Genomic DNA, 13758 nt, shown 5'->3' with positions numbered 1-13758 from the left:
CTTTCTAATGATTATTGCAGGCGTGCGTCGCGCACCAGCGTATATTTTCCGGCACCCAGGAACAGGATGGCCAGCGCGCCTAGCAGGTAAAGCGCTTCCGTTTCCAGCGACCAGGCGCCGACATCGGTGCGATGCCAGAGTGCGCCCATTTTCACCAGCAGCGTTGCGACTACCATGTTAACGGCAATGATAAAGGCCGCCGGGCGCGTCAGCAGGCCAACGATGACCATAATGGGTGCCACAATTTCCCCGATGTAAGCACCGTAAGCGATGAAACCTGGCATGCCTTTGACGCTGAGCAGATGGGCGATCCAGCCGACGCCATGAATCGCCTTAAACTCGCCATGAAACAGCAACAGCCCGCCGAAGGTTAAGCGTAACAGCAATTTACCGAAATCCGGGTGATCGCTCATCCGGGTGAACAGCTGATTGATGCCAGCAAACATCGCGTCTCTCCGTCACGCCAGGTTAACTTGCAACCATAAAACAGAATGTGCCGCTGCAGTTAACCAAAAAATTTGATGAAGTTGTTCAATGAATCGGTCGCTTATTCGGCTTAATCTGCAAATGCTTGCAGAACATAGACATTCCACTGAGGCCTGCAAATAATGGAATCAGGCTTTACCAGGAACCCGCAATGAAAAATGAACGACGTCTGAGGATCATGACGGCAGAAGGTGAACTCAGAGGCCTGATGGATGATGAACTGTTTACCTTTAAAGGAATACCTTATGCAGCACCGCCGGTTGGCGCACTGCGCTGGCGTCCGCCGCAGCCGGTGGTACCGTGGCAAACGCTGCGCGACGCCACCGCGTGGGGCGATGCCAGCTGGCAAAATCGTGACTACTGCGTGGCGGCCGGCGGCGGCGATCCGGGCCGCTTCAGCGAAGATTGCCTCTATCTGAATGTCTGGACGCCCGATGTCGAACCCGCTACGCCGTTACCGGTAATGGTATGGCTGCACGGCGGCGGCTTCAGCATTGGTGCCGGCAGCCTTGATCCCTATCGCGGCAAAGCGCTGGCAGCGCAGGGCGTGGTGGTGGTGACACTCAATTACCGCCTTGGCCATTTCGGCTTTTTTGCGCATCCGGCGCTCGACGCCCAGTATCTGCCGGGCAAGGTGGTCAATAATTTTGCGCTGCTGGATCAGATTGCCGCGCTGCAGTGGATTCAGCGCAACATCCCGGCATTTGGCGGCGATCGCCATAACGTCACGCTGTTTGGCGAATCGTCCGGCGCGCGCAGCGTGCTGTCGCTGTGTTGCTCGCCGCTGGCCGAAGGGCTGTTTCATAAGGGCATCGTGCAAAGTGCCTACAGTCTGCCGGACGTGCCGCATAAGCAGGCGCAGCAAACCGGCCTGCAGGTGGCAGCGCATTTCAATCTGGCCGCGGATGCCAGTGCGGAACAGCTGCGCGCACTGCCGGCCGACAGTTTCTGGCCGCTGGAGCGACCGCTGGCGCTGGGGCCGGTGGCCATCAGCGGCGATGCGGTGCTACCCAGACCGATGCTCGACACCTTTATGGCGGGTAAACAGCATCGCGTGCCGTTGATGATTGGCAGCAACAGCGACGAAGCCAGCGTGCTGGACTACTTCGGCGTGGATGCCCGCAGCGTGTTACAGCAGCTGCGCAGCAAAAGTCGCCTGAGTTATCGCCTGCTGAAGTGGCTGTATGATATCCATGATGACAGTCTGCTGGGGCGCGCGGTGGCGCGCGACATGGCGTTTACCGTCATGCCGCTGCTGGTGGCACAGTCACAGCACAGCATCGGCATGCCTGCGTGGCGTTACTGGTTTGATTATGTGTCAGAAAACGCGCGTCATCTCTATCCGCACGGCACCTGGCACGGCAACGAAATTCCTTATGTCTTCAATACGCTCGCGACGCTGCCGCCGCCGGGTGACTGGCATTACAGCGCCAGCGATATCGCCTTTGCCGGTCGCGTCAGCGCCTGGTGGGTGGCCTTTGCACGGGATGCCAGTGAGTTCAGCCATCGGCTGCGGCTCGATGGAGAACCTGACTGGCCGGTATGGCGGCCAGGGGAAGATTTGACTCTCGCCTTTGGCCACGACGGTAAAGCGGAATCGGTGCTGAAGGCGCGATTTATGCGCGGCCGTCTGCGTCTGTTTCGCCTGATGATGCGCAGCCACGTTAAACTTTAATAAGCCTGCTAATCATGTAAAAACATCAATGTTTTTTTAAGGCAAATTGGCCGCTATCTGCCTGATTTTACGACCGCTCAGCCGCTCCGCGCGGCACCTCATCCTGCAATTAATTAGCTTACAAAACATTTATCTTTTCCCGGTTCGCTGCCGATAAATACCCTAAGCCCTGTTTTATCCGGGCTGCCAGCGTTCACACCAGGGGATTATGTATGGGTATGTTAAAAAACTTCACGATTCGCGCCGTTATGCTGACCATTCTCGGGCTTTTCTGCCTGTTATGGTGTGGCGTAGGGCTGTTCAGCGTCCACTCGCTGAATGCGCTCGGCGAGGGTAACGAGATTGATCGTCAGCTGGTAAACCAGATGACGGCGCTCAGCAAAGGCAACGATCAATATTTCCGCGTGGTCACGCGTCTGTCGCGGGTAATGGAAGGCCGCACCGCCGGTAACGCGCCGACCGCAGAAGCGTTCGCGCCGGTGCAGCAGGCACTGGATAACATGAAACAGCAGTTAACCCAGTTCAAAGCCATGGCGCCGGGTCCGATGGACAGTGAGACGGTGAACAATGTGATCAGCAGCTGGCAGAAACTGCTGGATGAGGGTATCGCGCCACAGGTGGCGCTGGCGCAGCAGGCTTCACTGGATGCATGGCGCGCGCAGGCCAACAATGTCACGCCGCCGCTGAGCCGGGCGTTTGGTGCCAGCGCAGAAGCGTTTAATCAGGCCGCCAGCAGCAAGCTGGATGAGACCCGCGTGACCGTGGACACGCTTACCAGCATGACCAAAGTGATTATTGTGTCGGCGGTGGTATTCGGCTTATTGATTCTGCTGTTCACCGACCGTTACCTGGTGACGATGCTGGTGAAACCGCTGGATCGCATTCGTAACCATTTTACCGTGATTGCGCAGGGCGATCTCAGCCAGCCGGTGGAAGAATTTGGCCGCAACTGCGTCGGCAAACTGGTGCCACTGCTGCGGGCGATGCAGGACAGCCTGCGTGAAGCAGTCAGCGCCATCCGCAGCGGCACGGAGAACATCTATCGCGGCGCGGCAGAAATTTCAGCCGGCAATAACGATCTTTCATCGCGCACCGAAGAGCAGGCGGCCGCGCTGGAACAGACCGCGGCCAGCATGGAGCAACTGACCGCCACGGTGAAATTCAACGCCGACAACGCACGTCAGGCCAGCGCGCTGGCGGAGACCGCCACCGGCACCGCGCAGCAGGGCGGCCGTCTGGTTGGCGAAGTGGTGACCACCATGCAGGGCATCTCCGGCAGTTCGAAAAAGATTGCCGAAATCACCAGCGTGATCAACGGCATCGCCTTCCAGACCAACATCCTGGCGCTCAACGCGGCAGTCGAAGCGGCGCGTGCCGGTGAGCAGGGGCGCGGCTTTGCCGTGGTGGCCAGCGAAGTGCGCAACCTGGCGCAACGCAGCGCCGGCGCCGCAAAAGAGATCGCCACGCTGATTGAAGATTCAGTATCACGCGTTGAAAAGGGCTCGGAGCTGGTCAGCAGCGCCGGCAGCACCATGCATGACATTCTGAAGTCGGTGCAGGATGTGAATGAGATCATGAAGCACATCGCTGCCGCGTCGGAAGAGCAGAGCAAAGGGATTTCGCAGGTCGGCACCGCCGTCACCGAAATGGACAGCGTCACCCAGCAGAACGCATCGCTGGTGGAGCAGGTGTCGGCGGCGGCCAGCGCGCTGGAGCGTCAGACCGAAGAGCTGCAGGCGTCGGTGGCGAAGTTCCGTCTGTCCGACAGCGCGCCGCGCGCACAGGCTGTGGCATCCACTGCTGCGCCTGCGCTGCGCCGGCCGGTGTTATCTGCCGCCGCAGGCGCTCAGGGTAAACCCGCCAGCAGTGAAGAGTGGGTTTCATTCTGAGACTGACACAACCACGCCACCAGCTGCGGCAAAAACGGTGGCGCATCTTTTTCCGCCCGCTGTAACAGGCTGTAGCTCGCCCCGGTTGCCACACTCGCGGCAAACGGGGCGATTAACCGCCCATTCGCCAAATCATTCTCCACCAGCGTAATATCCGCCACCGTCACGCCAAATCCCTGAATCGCCGCGCTGATCGCCAAATCCATGGTGGCGAAGTGCTGATTGCGCGCCATCGGCAGCTGCTCCGCCTGGCCGGACAGCCACAGCTGCCAGTCGCGCGTGTCGCCGGTCGGATGCAGGAAGGTGAATTTGGCCAGTTCGCTGACATGGCGCGGCGCCGGCACGCTGCTGGCCAGCACCGGCGTCAGGCGCTCGGCAAACAGCGGAATGGCACCGGCAGGCGGCGTGCCGAATACAATTGCCGCATCAAAGTTTTCCAGCTGCGACGCATGATCGAGCGTGGTGGTCAGCGCCACGTGAATGTCTGGCCGCTGCTGCTCCAGCGCCACCAGACGCGGCACCAGCCAGCGCATGGCGCAGGTCGGGGCTTTCAGCCGAATCGAGGCGTTGCTGCGGCTGGCTTTCTCAGTGGCATTGACCAGCAGATTGAATCCCTGTTGCAGCTCCGGCAGTAGCGCCGCGCCCTGATCGGTGAGATGCAGACCGCGCGCGTGGCGTTCAAACAGGGCAAATCCCAGCCAGCTCTCCAGCGCCGCAATTTTGCGGCTCACCGCGCCCTGAGTGATGCACAGTTCGCTGGCGGCGCGCGTCAGGTTGAGATGACGGGCGGTGACCAGAAAGGCATGAATGGCGTTGAGCGGCAGAGCAGAACGGGACATAACGGCCTCGAGCTATGATTTTTTATCATGGCTATTATGACAACAATTCGCTTGTCGACTCAAGCGTCGCGCCGTTGAATAGAAATCTACTTCCGATACGTGGTTATGCAACCTGTGGAGCAATGATGACCCTGAACAGCAGCGTGAAGCTCTCCTCCAAACAGCCGGACGTCGGCACCACCATTTTTAGCGTGATCGGCCAGCTGTCCGCACAGCATCAGGCCGTCAATCTCTCCCAGGGCGCGCCCAATTTCCCGTGTGACCCGCAGCTGGTTGAGCTGGTCAGCCAGGCGATGCGCGACGGCCATAATCAGTACGCCGCCATGACCGGTTTACCGGCGCTGCGTGAAGCGCTGGCGGAGAAGGTGCACCGCCTGTATGGCCAGCAGTACGATGCCGCCAGCGAAGTCCTGATCACCGGCAGTGCCAGTCAGGGCATCTACATGGCGATTTCGGCGCTGGTGCATCCGGGTGATGAAGTGATCTTCTTTGAGCCAGCCTTTGACAGCTACGCGCCGGTGGTGCGGTTACAGGGCGCGACGCCGATCGGCCTCAAGCTGCAGGTGCCGGATTTTGCGATTGACTGGGACGAACTGCGTGCCGCGATCACGCCGCTTACGCGCATGATTATCATCAATACGCCACATAACCCGAGCGGACAGGTACTGAATGCCGCCGATCTCGACCAGCTGGCGGCCCTGACGCGTAATACCGACATCGTGGTGTTGTCTGATGAAGTCTACGAACACATCGTGTTTGACGGCCAGACGCACTGCGGCATGGCCACGCACGCGGAACTGGCACAGCGCAGCGTGGTGGTGTCCTCCTTCGGTAAAACCTTCCACGTCACCGGCTGGCGCGTCGGCTATGCGCTGGCGCCTGCTGCGCTGATGGCGGAGATCGTCAAGGTGCATCAGTTCATGATGTACGCCGCCGATACGCCCATGCAGGTTGGCTTCGCGCAGTATCTGCAGAACCCGCAAAATTATCTGCAGCTGTCGTCGTTTTATCAGGCGAAGCGCGATCGGCTGCAGACGCTGCTGCAGGATTCACCGTTCAGGCTGTTACCGAGCGCCGGTTCGTTCTTTATGTTGGCCAGCTACGGACATTTCAGTGACGAAAGCGACAGTGAAATGGTAAAACGTCTCATCGTCGATCACGGTGTGGCTACCATTCCGCTGTCGGCGTTTTATATGGATGGCACTGACAATAAATTAATCCGCCTTTCTTTTGCTAAAGACGACGCAACGCTCGAAGCCGGCGCGCAGGCGCTGTGCCGGGTTAAAGGGTAATTAGGGGAAAAATAATGAAAAAACTGAACGCACTGTTTATCGCACTGGGCATGATCACCTCCGTGCAGGCGCTGGCGCAGGAGAGCCTGCGCTATGGCCTGGAGTCGCAATATCCGCCGTTTGAAAGCCGCAACGCGCAGGGCGAGCTGGAGGGTTTTGACATCGAACTGGGCAAAGCCATCTGCCAGGTCGGCCATTTTGACTGCAAATGGGTTGAGAGCAGCTTTGATGCGCTGATCCCGGCGCTGCAGGCGAAAAAATTCGATGCGATTAACTCGGCGATGAACATCACCGAGGCGCGGGCGAAAAGTATCGACTTCACCAACCCGATCTACCGCATTCCCACCATGCTGATTGTGAAGCAGGGCGAGAAACTCGAGCCGACGGCGGCGTCGCTGAAAGGAAAAAATATCGGCGTGCTGCAGGGCTCAATCCAGGAAACCTACGCTAAAAAGCACTGGGAATCCCAGGGCGTGACGGTGACGTCGTATCAGGATCAGAACCAGGTATACAACGACATGGTCGCTGGCCGTCTTGACGGTACGCTGGTGATGTCCGCCGCCGGTCAGTCTGGTTTCCTCGATAAGCCGCAGGGCAAAGGTTTCGCCTTCGCCGGTAAGCCGGTGGAAGACGACACCATTCTCGGTTCCGGCATTGGTTTCGGTCTGCGCAAAGGCGATAGCAAGCTGAAAGGTGAACTGGATGCGGCCATCGCCAAAGTCCAGGCCGACGGCACCGTGACTAAACTGGCGGCGAAATTCTTCCCGGGCATTGACGTCAGCGTTAGCAAATAAGCGGGTGTCAGCCTGACCGGCAGTCGCCGGTCAGGCAGTTTCAACATTTCTCTGCAACCGCGCTTATCGGGCTGCCAGATAACACAGCGCTTCCGCCACCTGATACGACTTCACAAATGACGGGATCGGCAGGAATTCAAAGCGCGAATGGAAATTGTGCGCGCCGGTGAAGAAATTCGGCGTCAGTAACCCTTTGGCCGACAGCGCAGACCCATCGGTGCCGCCGCGCATCGGAATCACTTTAGGTTCCACACCCACCTGCTGCAGCGCAGCAAAAATCAGATCGATTGCCCGCCGGTCCTCACCTATCGCGTTACTGATGTTGCTATAGATATCATTGATCTTCAGCGCGACGTGACCAGTCGGATAGTGCGCGGCGATCTGATCGGCGACTTCCACCAGTTGCTGCTTCTTCGCATCAAACCCCTTTAAATCGAAATCGCGAATCGACGCTTTCAATACCGCGTGGCTGGCATTGGCCTGCATATCATTGAACCAGATATAGCCTTCGCGCCCGGCGGTATGCTCAGGCGTGGCAAGCCGGTCGAAGCGGGCGATGAAGTCGTGTGCCATCAGCAGCGGATTCACCAGCACGCCTTTGCCTGACATCGGATGCGCCGGCACGCCGGTAAACGTAATCTCGGCGGACGCACCATTAAAGCACTCATACACCACTTCGCCCAGCTCGCAGCAGTCGATGGTCCAGGCGAAATCGACGTTAAAGCGCGTCTCCAGGTCCAGCGCTTTGGCGCCGCGCAGGCCGATCTCTTCATCCGGCACAAACGCCACCACCACATCACCGTGCTCGCCACGCAGGTTCTCCACCAGCGTCATCACCACGCTGACTGCCGCTTTGTTGTCGGCCCCCAGCACGCTGGTGCCGTCGCTGAACACAATCTCCTGACCGACATACGGCAGGATTTCCGGATGCTCCGCCACCCGCAACCAGATGTCCTGCTGCGCATTCAGACACAGATCCGCGCCCTCAAAGCGCAGGGTTTGCGGATGGATATCCGGCGATAGCCCGACATCGACGGTATCAATATGGGTGATAAAGCCTACGCGCGGCGCGCCAGGCCGGTTGCCCGGTTTCACGGCGGTCACCGTGGCATGCTGATCAATCACCACATCCTGCAGACCGAGATCGCGCAGCTCCTGCGCCAGCAGTTCCGCCATGGCGTGTTGCGACGGCGTACTGGGCAGCGTGCTGGATTTGGCATCGCTCTGGCTGGAGACCGCCAGATAACGGTAAAAACGCTGGGTCAGCTGACGGGCAAGTTGGTCTGTCATCACAATTCCTTATTAGCTTTGCGCCACTGGAGATACGCCAGACGGCTAAATCATGTTATTTATGAAATAAATACCGATGCTGGCTCATGGAAGTCAATAAAAAGCGAGAAGACGATGAAAAAGATGATAGGAAAACTGGCGCTTAGCGCACTGGGGTTAGCGGTTGCAGGCGGCGTCTCGGCCAAGACGCTGGTTTACTGTTCTGAAGGCTCGCCGGAGAACTTCAACCCGCAGCTCTACACCTCCGGTACCAGCGTGGACGCCAGCGCCGTGCCGATTTTTAACCGCCTGGTGGATTTCAAACCGGGCACCACCGAGCTGGTGCCCAGCCTGGCGGAGCGCTGGGAGATCAGCCCGGACGGCAAGGTGTATACCTTCCATCTGCGCAAAGGGGTTAAGTTCCAGAGCAATAAACTGTTTACGCCGTCGCGCGATCTCAACGCCGATGACGTGATCTTCTCGTTTATGCGCCAGCTCGATACGAAAAACCCGTATCACACCGTTTCGGGCGGTAACTATGCCAACTTTGAAAGCCTCGAGCTGGCAAAACTGATCACCCGTATCGATAAGGTGGATGATCTGACGGTGCGGATGACGCTGGCCCATGCCGAAGCGCCGTTTCTCGCCGATCTGGCGTGGTATTTCGCCTCGATTCACTCGGCGGAATATGCCGACCAGATGCTGAAAGCCGGTACGCCGGAAAAGGTCGACATGCAGCCGATTGGCACCGGACCGTTTGAGCTGGTGCAGTATCAAAAAGATTCCCGCATTCTCTACAAAGCCTTCCCGCAGTACTGGCAGGGCAAGGCTAAAATCGATCGTCTGGTGTTTTCCATCACCCCGGACGCCTCGGTGCGCTATGCCAAACTGGAGAAAAACGAGTGCCAGGTGATGCCGTTCCCTAATCCGGCCGATCTCGACAACATGCGCCACAACCCGAACATCACGCTGGAACAGAAATCTGGCCTCAACACCGGTTTCCTGTCGTTCAACACCACCAAAGCCCCGCTGGACAACGTGAAAGTGCGCCAGGCGCTGGCGATGGCCATCAATAAGCAGGCGATCATTGATGCCATCTTCAAAGGTACCGGCACGGTGGCGAAAAATATTCTGCCGCCGGATGTGTGGAGTGCAGATAAAGATCTGCAGGATTACGCCTACGATCCGCAACAGGCCAAAGCGCTGCTGCAGCAGGCCGGCATTCAGCCGGGCACCGAAATTTCACTGTGGGCGATGCCGGTCCAGCGGCCGTATAACCCCAACGCCCGCCGCATGGCTGAGATGATTCAGGCCGACTGGGCAAAAGTGGGCATCAAAGCCAACATCGTCAGCTATGAGTGGGGCGAATACCTGAAGCGCGTCAAGGGCGGCGAGCATCAGGCGGCGCTGATGGGCTGGACCACCGCCACCGGCGATCCGGATAACTTCTTCGGGCCATTGTACAGCTGCACCTCGGCGAACGGCGGCTCCAACTCGTCCAAATGGTGCTATGCGCCGTTTGAGAAAATCATCACCGAGGCGCGCGCCGAGCAAAATCACGACAAGCGCGTGGCGTTGTACCGCGAGGCGCAGCAGATGATGCATGACCAGATGCCGGCGGTCATGATTGCGCACTCAACGATTTTCGAGCCGGTGCGTAAATCGGTCAGCGGCTACCAGGTGGATCCGTTCGGCAAGCACATCTTCTATCCGGTGGATATCACGCCTTAATCGCAGCGGACAGCGCGCTGAGCTGCTGTTGCAGAAAGGTCAGAAACAGAGTCAGGGCGGCGCTGCGGGGTCGCCCTGACTGCGTCTGCAGCTGCAGCGTACGCTGGCTAAGCTGATCGATATTGACCGCGCGCATCACCAGACCCTGCTGCTGCGCTTCCTCCGCCAGGGTAAAACTGCTGCAAATGGTCACCGCCAGCGGCGTGCGCAGTAAAAAATGGAACAGGGTGGAGAAATTGTCGCAGGTCAGCACCGGTTCAATCAGGTGGCCACTCATGTGGCTGGCCAGCTCAAACAGCTGGCGTACCGTGGTGTTTTGCTGCGGTAGCGCCAGCGGATAGTGGCTGAGATCGGCCAGCGCCACCTGCGGCACGCCCGCCAGCGGATGGCTGTCATGCATCACCAGCAGCACTGGCGCCGGCCATGAGCCCACCACCTCAACCGCACGTTCCGCGTGCAGGCTGAACTGCAATGCCACATCGCACTCGCCGCTGCGCAACAGTTCAGCCACGTCCTGTGCGCTCGCCACCCGGACGTCAAACAGCACGCCGGGATGATCGCGGCGAAAGGCGGCAATCAGCCGGGGCAGCAGGGTAAACGCCAGCCCGTCGGTGCAGGCGACACGAATCAGCGTGCGCCGCACCGCCTTCAGGCCTTTGATCTCCGCCAGCGCATACTCCATATCCAGCAGATTTTTGCGCACGTGATGGGCAAAAATCTCGCCGGCCTCGGTCAGCACCATGCCGCGCGCATGACGCGCAAACAGCGTCACGCCCAGCTGCTGCTCCAGCCGCTGAATCTGGCGGCTGATGGCAGAGACCGCCACAAACAGCTGGGCGCTGGCCGCGCTGAGCGAACCGCAATCGGCTACCGCGAGAAAATAACGCATTTCCGTGCTTAACATGCCATGGCCTCCGTCTGTGCCTGCCTCGAAATCGGGCAACGCAGCTTTGCTTTAAAGGCAAATCTTACTCGATAAATTGATAATTGTGGCAAAGCTGCCTTTCCGCAAAGATGAAAAAACAGCAGACCTATAACAGGCAGGGCAAACATGACAGCACAACAGGCGGTTCAGCAGGCCACCGCATATTTCGACAGCGGGGAATTTCAACGTATCCTGGCGCGCCGCGTGGCGTGGCGCACCGAGAGCCAGCGCAACGATCGCGATGCGGCACTACAGGACTATTTGCAGCAGGAGATTGCGCCGCAACTGCAGGCGCTGGGCTTCACGCTACAGCTCATCGATAACCCGCACGCCGCCGGCCGGCCATTCCTCGTGGCGGTGCGCATGGAAGATCCCGCCTTACCGACCTTGCTGAGCTACGGGCACGGTGATGTGGTATTCGGCGATGACGAAAACTGGCGCAGCGGGCTGTCGCCGTGGCAGCTGACCGAAGAGGGCGATCGCTGGTACGGGCGCGGCAGCGCCGACAACAAAGGTCAGCACTGCGTCAATCTTGCGGCGCTGGAGCAGGTGTACCAGGCGCGCGGCGGCCGTCTCGGCTTTAACTGCAAATGGCTGTTTGAGATGGGCGAAGAGATCAGCTCGCCGGGGCTGGCGCAGCTGTGTCAGCAGCAGGCGGAACTGTTGCAGGCTGACCTGTTCATTGCCTCAGACGGTCCGCGGCTCAACGCCGTGCGGCCGACGCTGTTCCTCGGTTCGCGCGGTGCGGTAAATTTCCGCCTGACCATCAGCGCGCGTGACAATGCTTATCACTCCGGCAACTGGGGCGGACTGCTGAGCAATCCCGGCACCCGACTGGCCAGCGCCATCGCCACGCTGGTGGACGCGCAGGGCGTGCTGCAGGTTGAGGCGCTGCGGCCCGATTCGCTGACCCCGCAGGTGCGCGCCATTCTCAGCGATATCGAGGTGGGTGGCATGCCAGGCGATCCCGCGATTGACACCAACTGGGGCGAGCCAGGCCTGACGCCTGCCGAACGCCTGTACGGCTGGAACACGCTGGAAGTGCTGTCGTTTCTTACCGGTAACCCGGCGCGCCCGATGAATGCCATTCCCGGCAGCGCGACGGCGGTGTGCCAGCTGCGTTTTGTGGTCGGTACCGACTGGCAGCGGCTGGCGCAGCACGTCAGCGCGCATCTGGCGCAGCACGGCTTCCATGATGTTGAGGTTGAATTTTTGCGCGGTTCACCCGCCACGCGTCTCGATCCTGACGATCCGCTGGTGCACTGGGTGCTGAACAGCATGGCGGCAACCAGCGGCAAAAAACCGGCACTGCTGCCCAACCTTGGGGGATCGCTGCCGAATGAAGTGTTCGCGGAGATTCTGGGCCTGCCAACGCTGTGGGTGCCACATTCGTATCCCGCCTGCGGTCAGCATGGCGTGAATGAGCACATGCTGAAATCGATTGCCCGCGAAGGGCTGCAGATCATGACGCAGCTGCTGTGGGAGCTGGGCGAGCAGGGCACGGAATGGCTGGCGCAACACCGCGCCTGTGCCGGAGGTGGCGCATGAGCAGCCTCAGCCATAGCGCGCCGCTGAGCGGGGTGAAGCCAAACCTGCATAAAACGCTGTTTGCGACCTGCATCGGTAATGCGCTGGAGTGGTTCGACATTGCGGTGTATGGCTTCTTCGCCAGCTATATCGCCCACGCCTTCTTTCCCACCAGCGATGCGTCGGTCTCGCTGCTGCTGACCTTTGGCAGTTTCGGCGTCTCCTTTCTGATTCGCCCGCTGGGCGCGGTGGTGCTGGGCAATTATGCCGATCGCCACGGGCGTAAAAAAGCGCTGCTGCTGTCGATCAACCTGATGATGCTTGGCGGAGCCATCATTACTTTTATGCCGGGCTACGACAGCATCGGCCTGCTCGCACCGCTGCTGATCCTGCTGGCGCGCCTGGTGCAGGGCTTCTCTGCCGGTGGCGAATTTGGCAGCTCTACGGCGTTTCTGGTCGAGCATTTTCCCGAGCGCAAAGCCTTTATCGCCAGCTGGCAGTTCGCCACCCAGGGCGCCAGCACGCTGATGGCCTCGGCGTTTGGTCTCGGTCTGACGCAGATCCTGAGCGAAGGCCAGATTCAGGCATGGGGCTGGCGTATTCCGTTTGCCTTCGGCCTGCTGATTGGCCCGCTCGGGCTGTATATCCGCCGTCACGTGCACGAGCCCGCCAGCTTTGCCGCACAGACGCCGGAAGCGGCCCCGCTTAAACGGCTGTTTGGCCGGCAAAAAGCGCTGATGCTGCTGGCGATTGGCCTGATGGTGATCTCCACGGCGGTCAACTACATGCTCAACTACGTGCCGACCTACGCAACCAAAAACCTGCATCTGCCGGGCTCGGTGGCCTTTACCGCCACGCTGCTGGCCGGAGTGATTCTGACGGTGGTGACGCCGCTGATGGGATTGTGGGCGGAGCGCATTGGCCGCCTGCCGCTGATGTGGGGATCGCTCATACTGCTGATGGTCACCATCTATCCGGCCTTTCGGCTGGTGGTCAATCACACCACGCCGGCCACGCTGATCGTGCTGGTGTGCTGGATGGCGCTGCTGAAATCGATCTATTTTTCTACCGTACCCTCGGTGATGGCGGATCTGTTCCCGATTGGTACGCGCGCCAGCGGCATGGCCATCAGCTATAACATTGCGGTTACGGTGTTTGGCGGTTTTGCACCGCTGATTTGCACGCTGCTGATCAGTGCCACCGGCACCAGTCTGGCGCCGGGCTACTACCTGATGGCGATGTCGCTCTTTAGCGGGGTAGCGCTGCTGCGCAGTCAGAAACGGATACGCTAAGTGGCAACCGGTGCGCGCGCTGCGCACCGGTGTTTACGC

Annotated in this window: 11 protein-coding genes; 7 read left to right on the top strand and 4 right to left on the bottom strand. The window is 59.6% G+C overall.

The window, feature by feature from the left end:
- Positions 1–11: 11 nt before the first annotated feature.
- Positions 12–446 carry a DoxX family protein gene (locus tag C1N56_RS10145; RefSeq protein ID WP_058769762.1) on the bottom strand — a complete coding sequence of 145 codons (435 nt, stop codon included), beginning with the start codon at positions 444–446 and terminating at the stop codon, positions 12–14.
- Between the two features lie 191 nt (positions 447–637).
- Between C1N56_RS10145 and C1N56_RS10140 the strand changes: the two genes are divergently transcribed.
- On the top strand, positions 638–2161 hold the full coding sequence (locus C1N56_RS10140) for a carboxylesterase/lipase family protein (RefSeq protein WP_394516619.1): 1524 nt from the start codon (positions 638–640) through the stop codon (positions 2159–2161).
- 212 nt (positions 2162–2373) lie between these two features.
- Positions 2374–4050, top strand: coding sequence for a methyl-accepting chemotaxis protein (locus tag C1N56_RS10135; protein WP_058769764.1), 1677 nt, complete (start codon positions 2374–2376; stop codon positions 4048–4050).
- Here the strand turns inward: C1N56_RS10135 and C1N56_RS10130 are convergent.
- The gene (locus C1N56_RS10130) at positions 4008–4889 is read right to left on the bottom strand and encodes a LysR substrate-binding domain-containing protein (protein ID WP_211726206.1); all 882 of its coding nucleotides are present in this window, start codon (positions 4887–4889) and stop codon (positions 4008–4010) included. The genes C1N56_RS10135 and C1N56_RS10130 overlap by 43 nt on opposite strands.
- Positions 4890–5014: 125 nt before the next feature.
- On the opposite strand from C1N56_RS10130, the gene C1N56_RS10125 reads away from it, so the two are divergent.
- Together C1N56_RS10125 and C1N56_RS10120 are read left to right on the top strand one after the other, a co-directional pair.
- On the top strand, positions 5015–6181 hold the full coding sequence (locus C1N56_RS10125) for a methionine aminotransferase (protein ID WP_394517467.1): 1167 nt from the start codon (positions 5015–5017) through the stop codon (positions 6179–6181).
- Between the two features lie 14 nt (positions 6182–6195).
- On the top strand, positions 6196–6975 hold the full coding sequence (locus tag C1N56_RS10120) for a transporter substrate-binding domain-containing protein (protein ID WP_021506096.1): 780 nt from the start codon (positions 6196–6198) through the stop codon (positions 6973–6975).
- A 63-nt stretch (positions 6976–7038) separates the two neighbouring features.
- On the opposite strand, the gene pepT is transcribed toward C1N56_RS10120, so the two are convergent.
- On the bottom strand, positions 7039–8265 hold the full coding sequence (gene pepT, locus C1N56_RS10115) for a peptidase T (protein ID WP_394516618.1): 1227 nt from the start codon (positions 8263–8265) through the stop codon (positions 7039–7041).
- A 114-nt stretch (positions 8266–8379) separates the two neighbouring features.
- On the opposite strand from pepT, the gene C1N56_RS10110 reads away from it, so the two are divergent.
- Complete coding sequence (locus C1N56_RS10110) at positions 8380–9975, top strand: ABC transporter substrate-binding protein (protein WP_394516617.1); 1596 nt, start codon at positions 8380–8382, stop codon at positions 9973–9975.
- On the opposite strand, the gene C1N56_RS10105 is transcribed toward C1N56_RS10110, so the two are convergent.
- The gene (locus tag C1N56_RS10105; protein ID WP_394516616.1) at positions 9965–10879 is read right to left on the bottom strand and encodes a LysR family transcriptional regulator; all 915 of its coding nucleotides are present in this window, start codon (positions 10877–10879) and stop codon (positions 9965–9967) included. The genes C1N56_RS10110 and C1N56_RS10105 overlap by 11 nt on opposite strands.
- Positions 10880–11026: 147 nt before the next feature.
- Here C1N56_RS10105 and C1N56_RS10100 point away from each other — a divergent pair, with 147 nt between their 5' ends.
- Both C1N56_RS10100 and C1N56_RS10095 read left to right on the top strand, forming a co-directional pair.
- Entirely contained in the window at positions 11027–12448 is a 1422-nt protein-coding gene (locus C1N56_RS10100; RefSeq protein WP_394516615.1) for a M20 family metallopeptidase, read from the top strand.
- On the top strand, positions 12445–13719 hold the full coding sequence (locus tag C1N56_RS10095) for an MFS transporter (protein WP_394516614.1): 1275 nt from the start codon (positions 12445–12447) through the stop codon (positions 13717–13719). Before C1N56_RS10100 ends, C1N56_RS10095 begins: the two co-directional genes overlap by 4 nt.
- Positions 13720–13758: the final 39 nt, after the last annotated feature.

The organism is Pantoea sp. SGAir0175 (assembly GCF_043547855.1).
The sequence above is the reverse complement of the archived record's forward strand: the minus strand, read 5'-3'. Positions and strand labels throughout refer to the sequence as shown.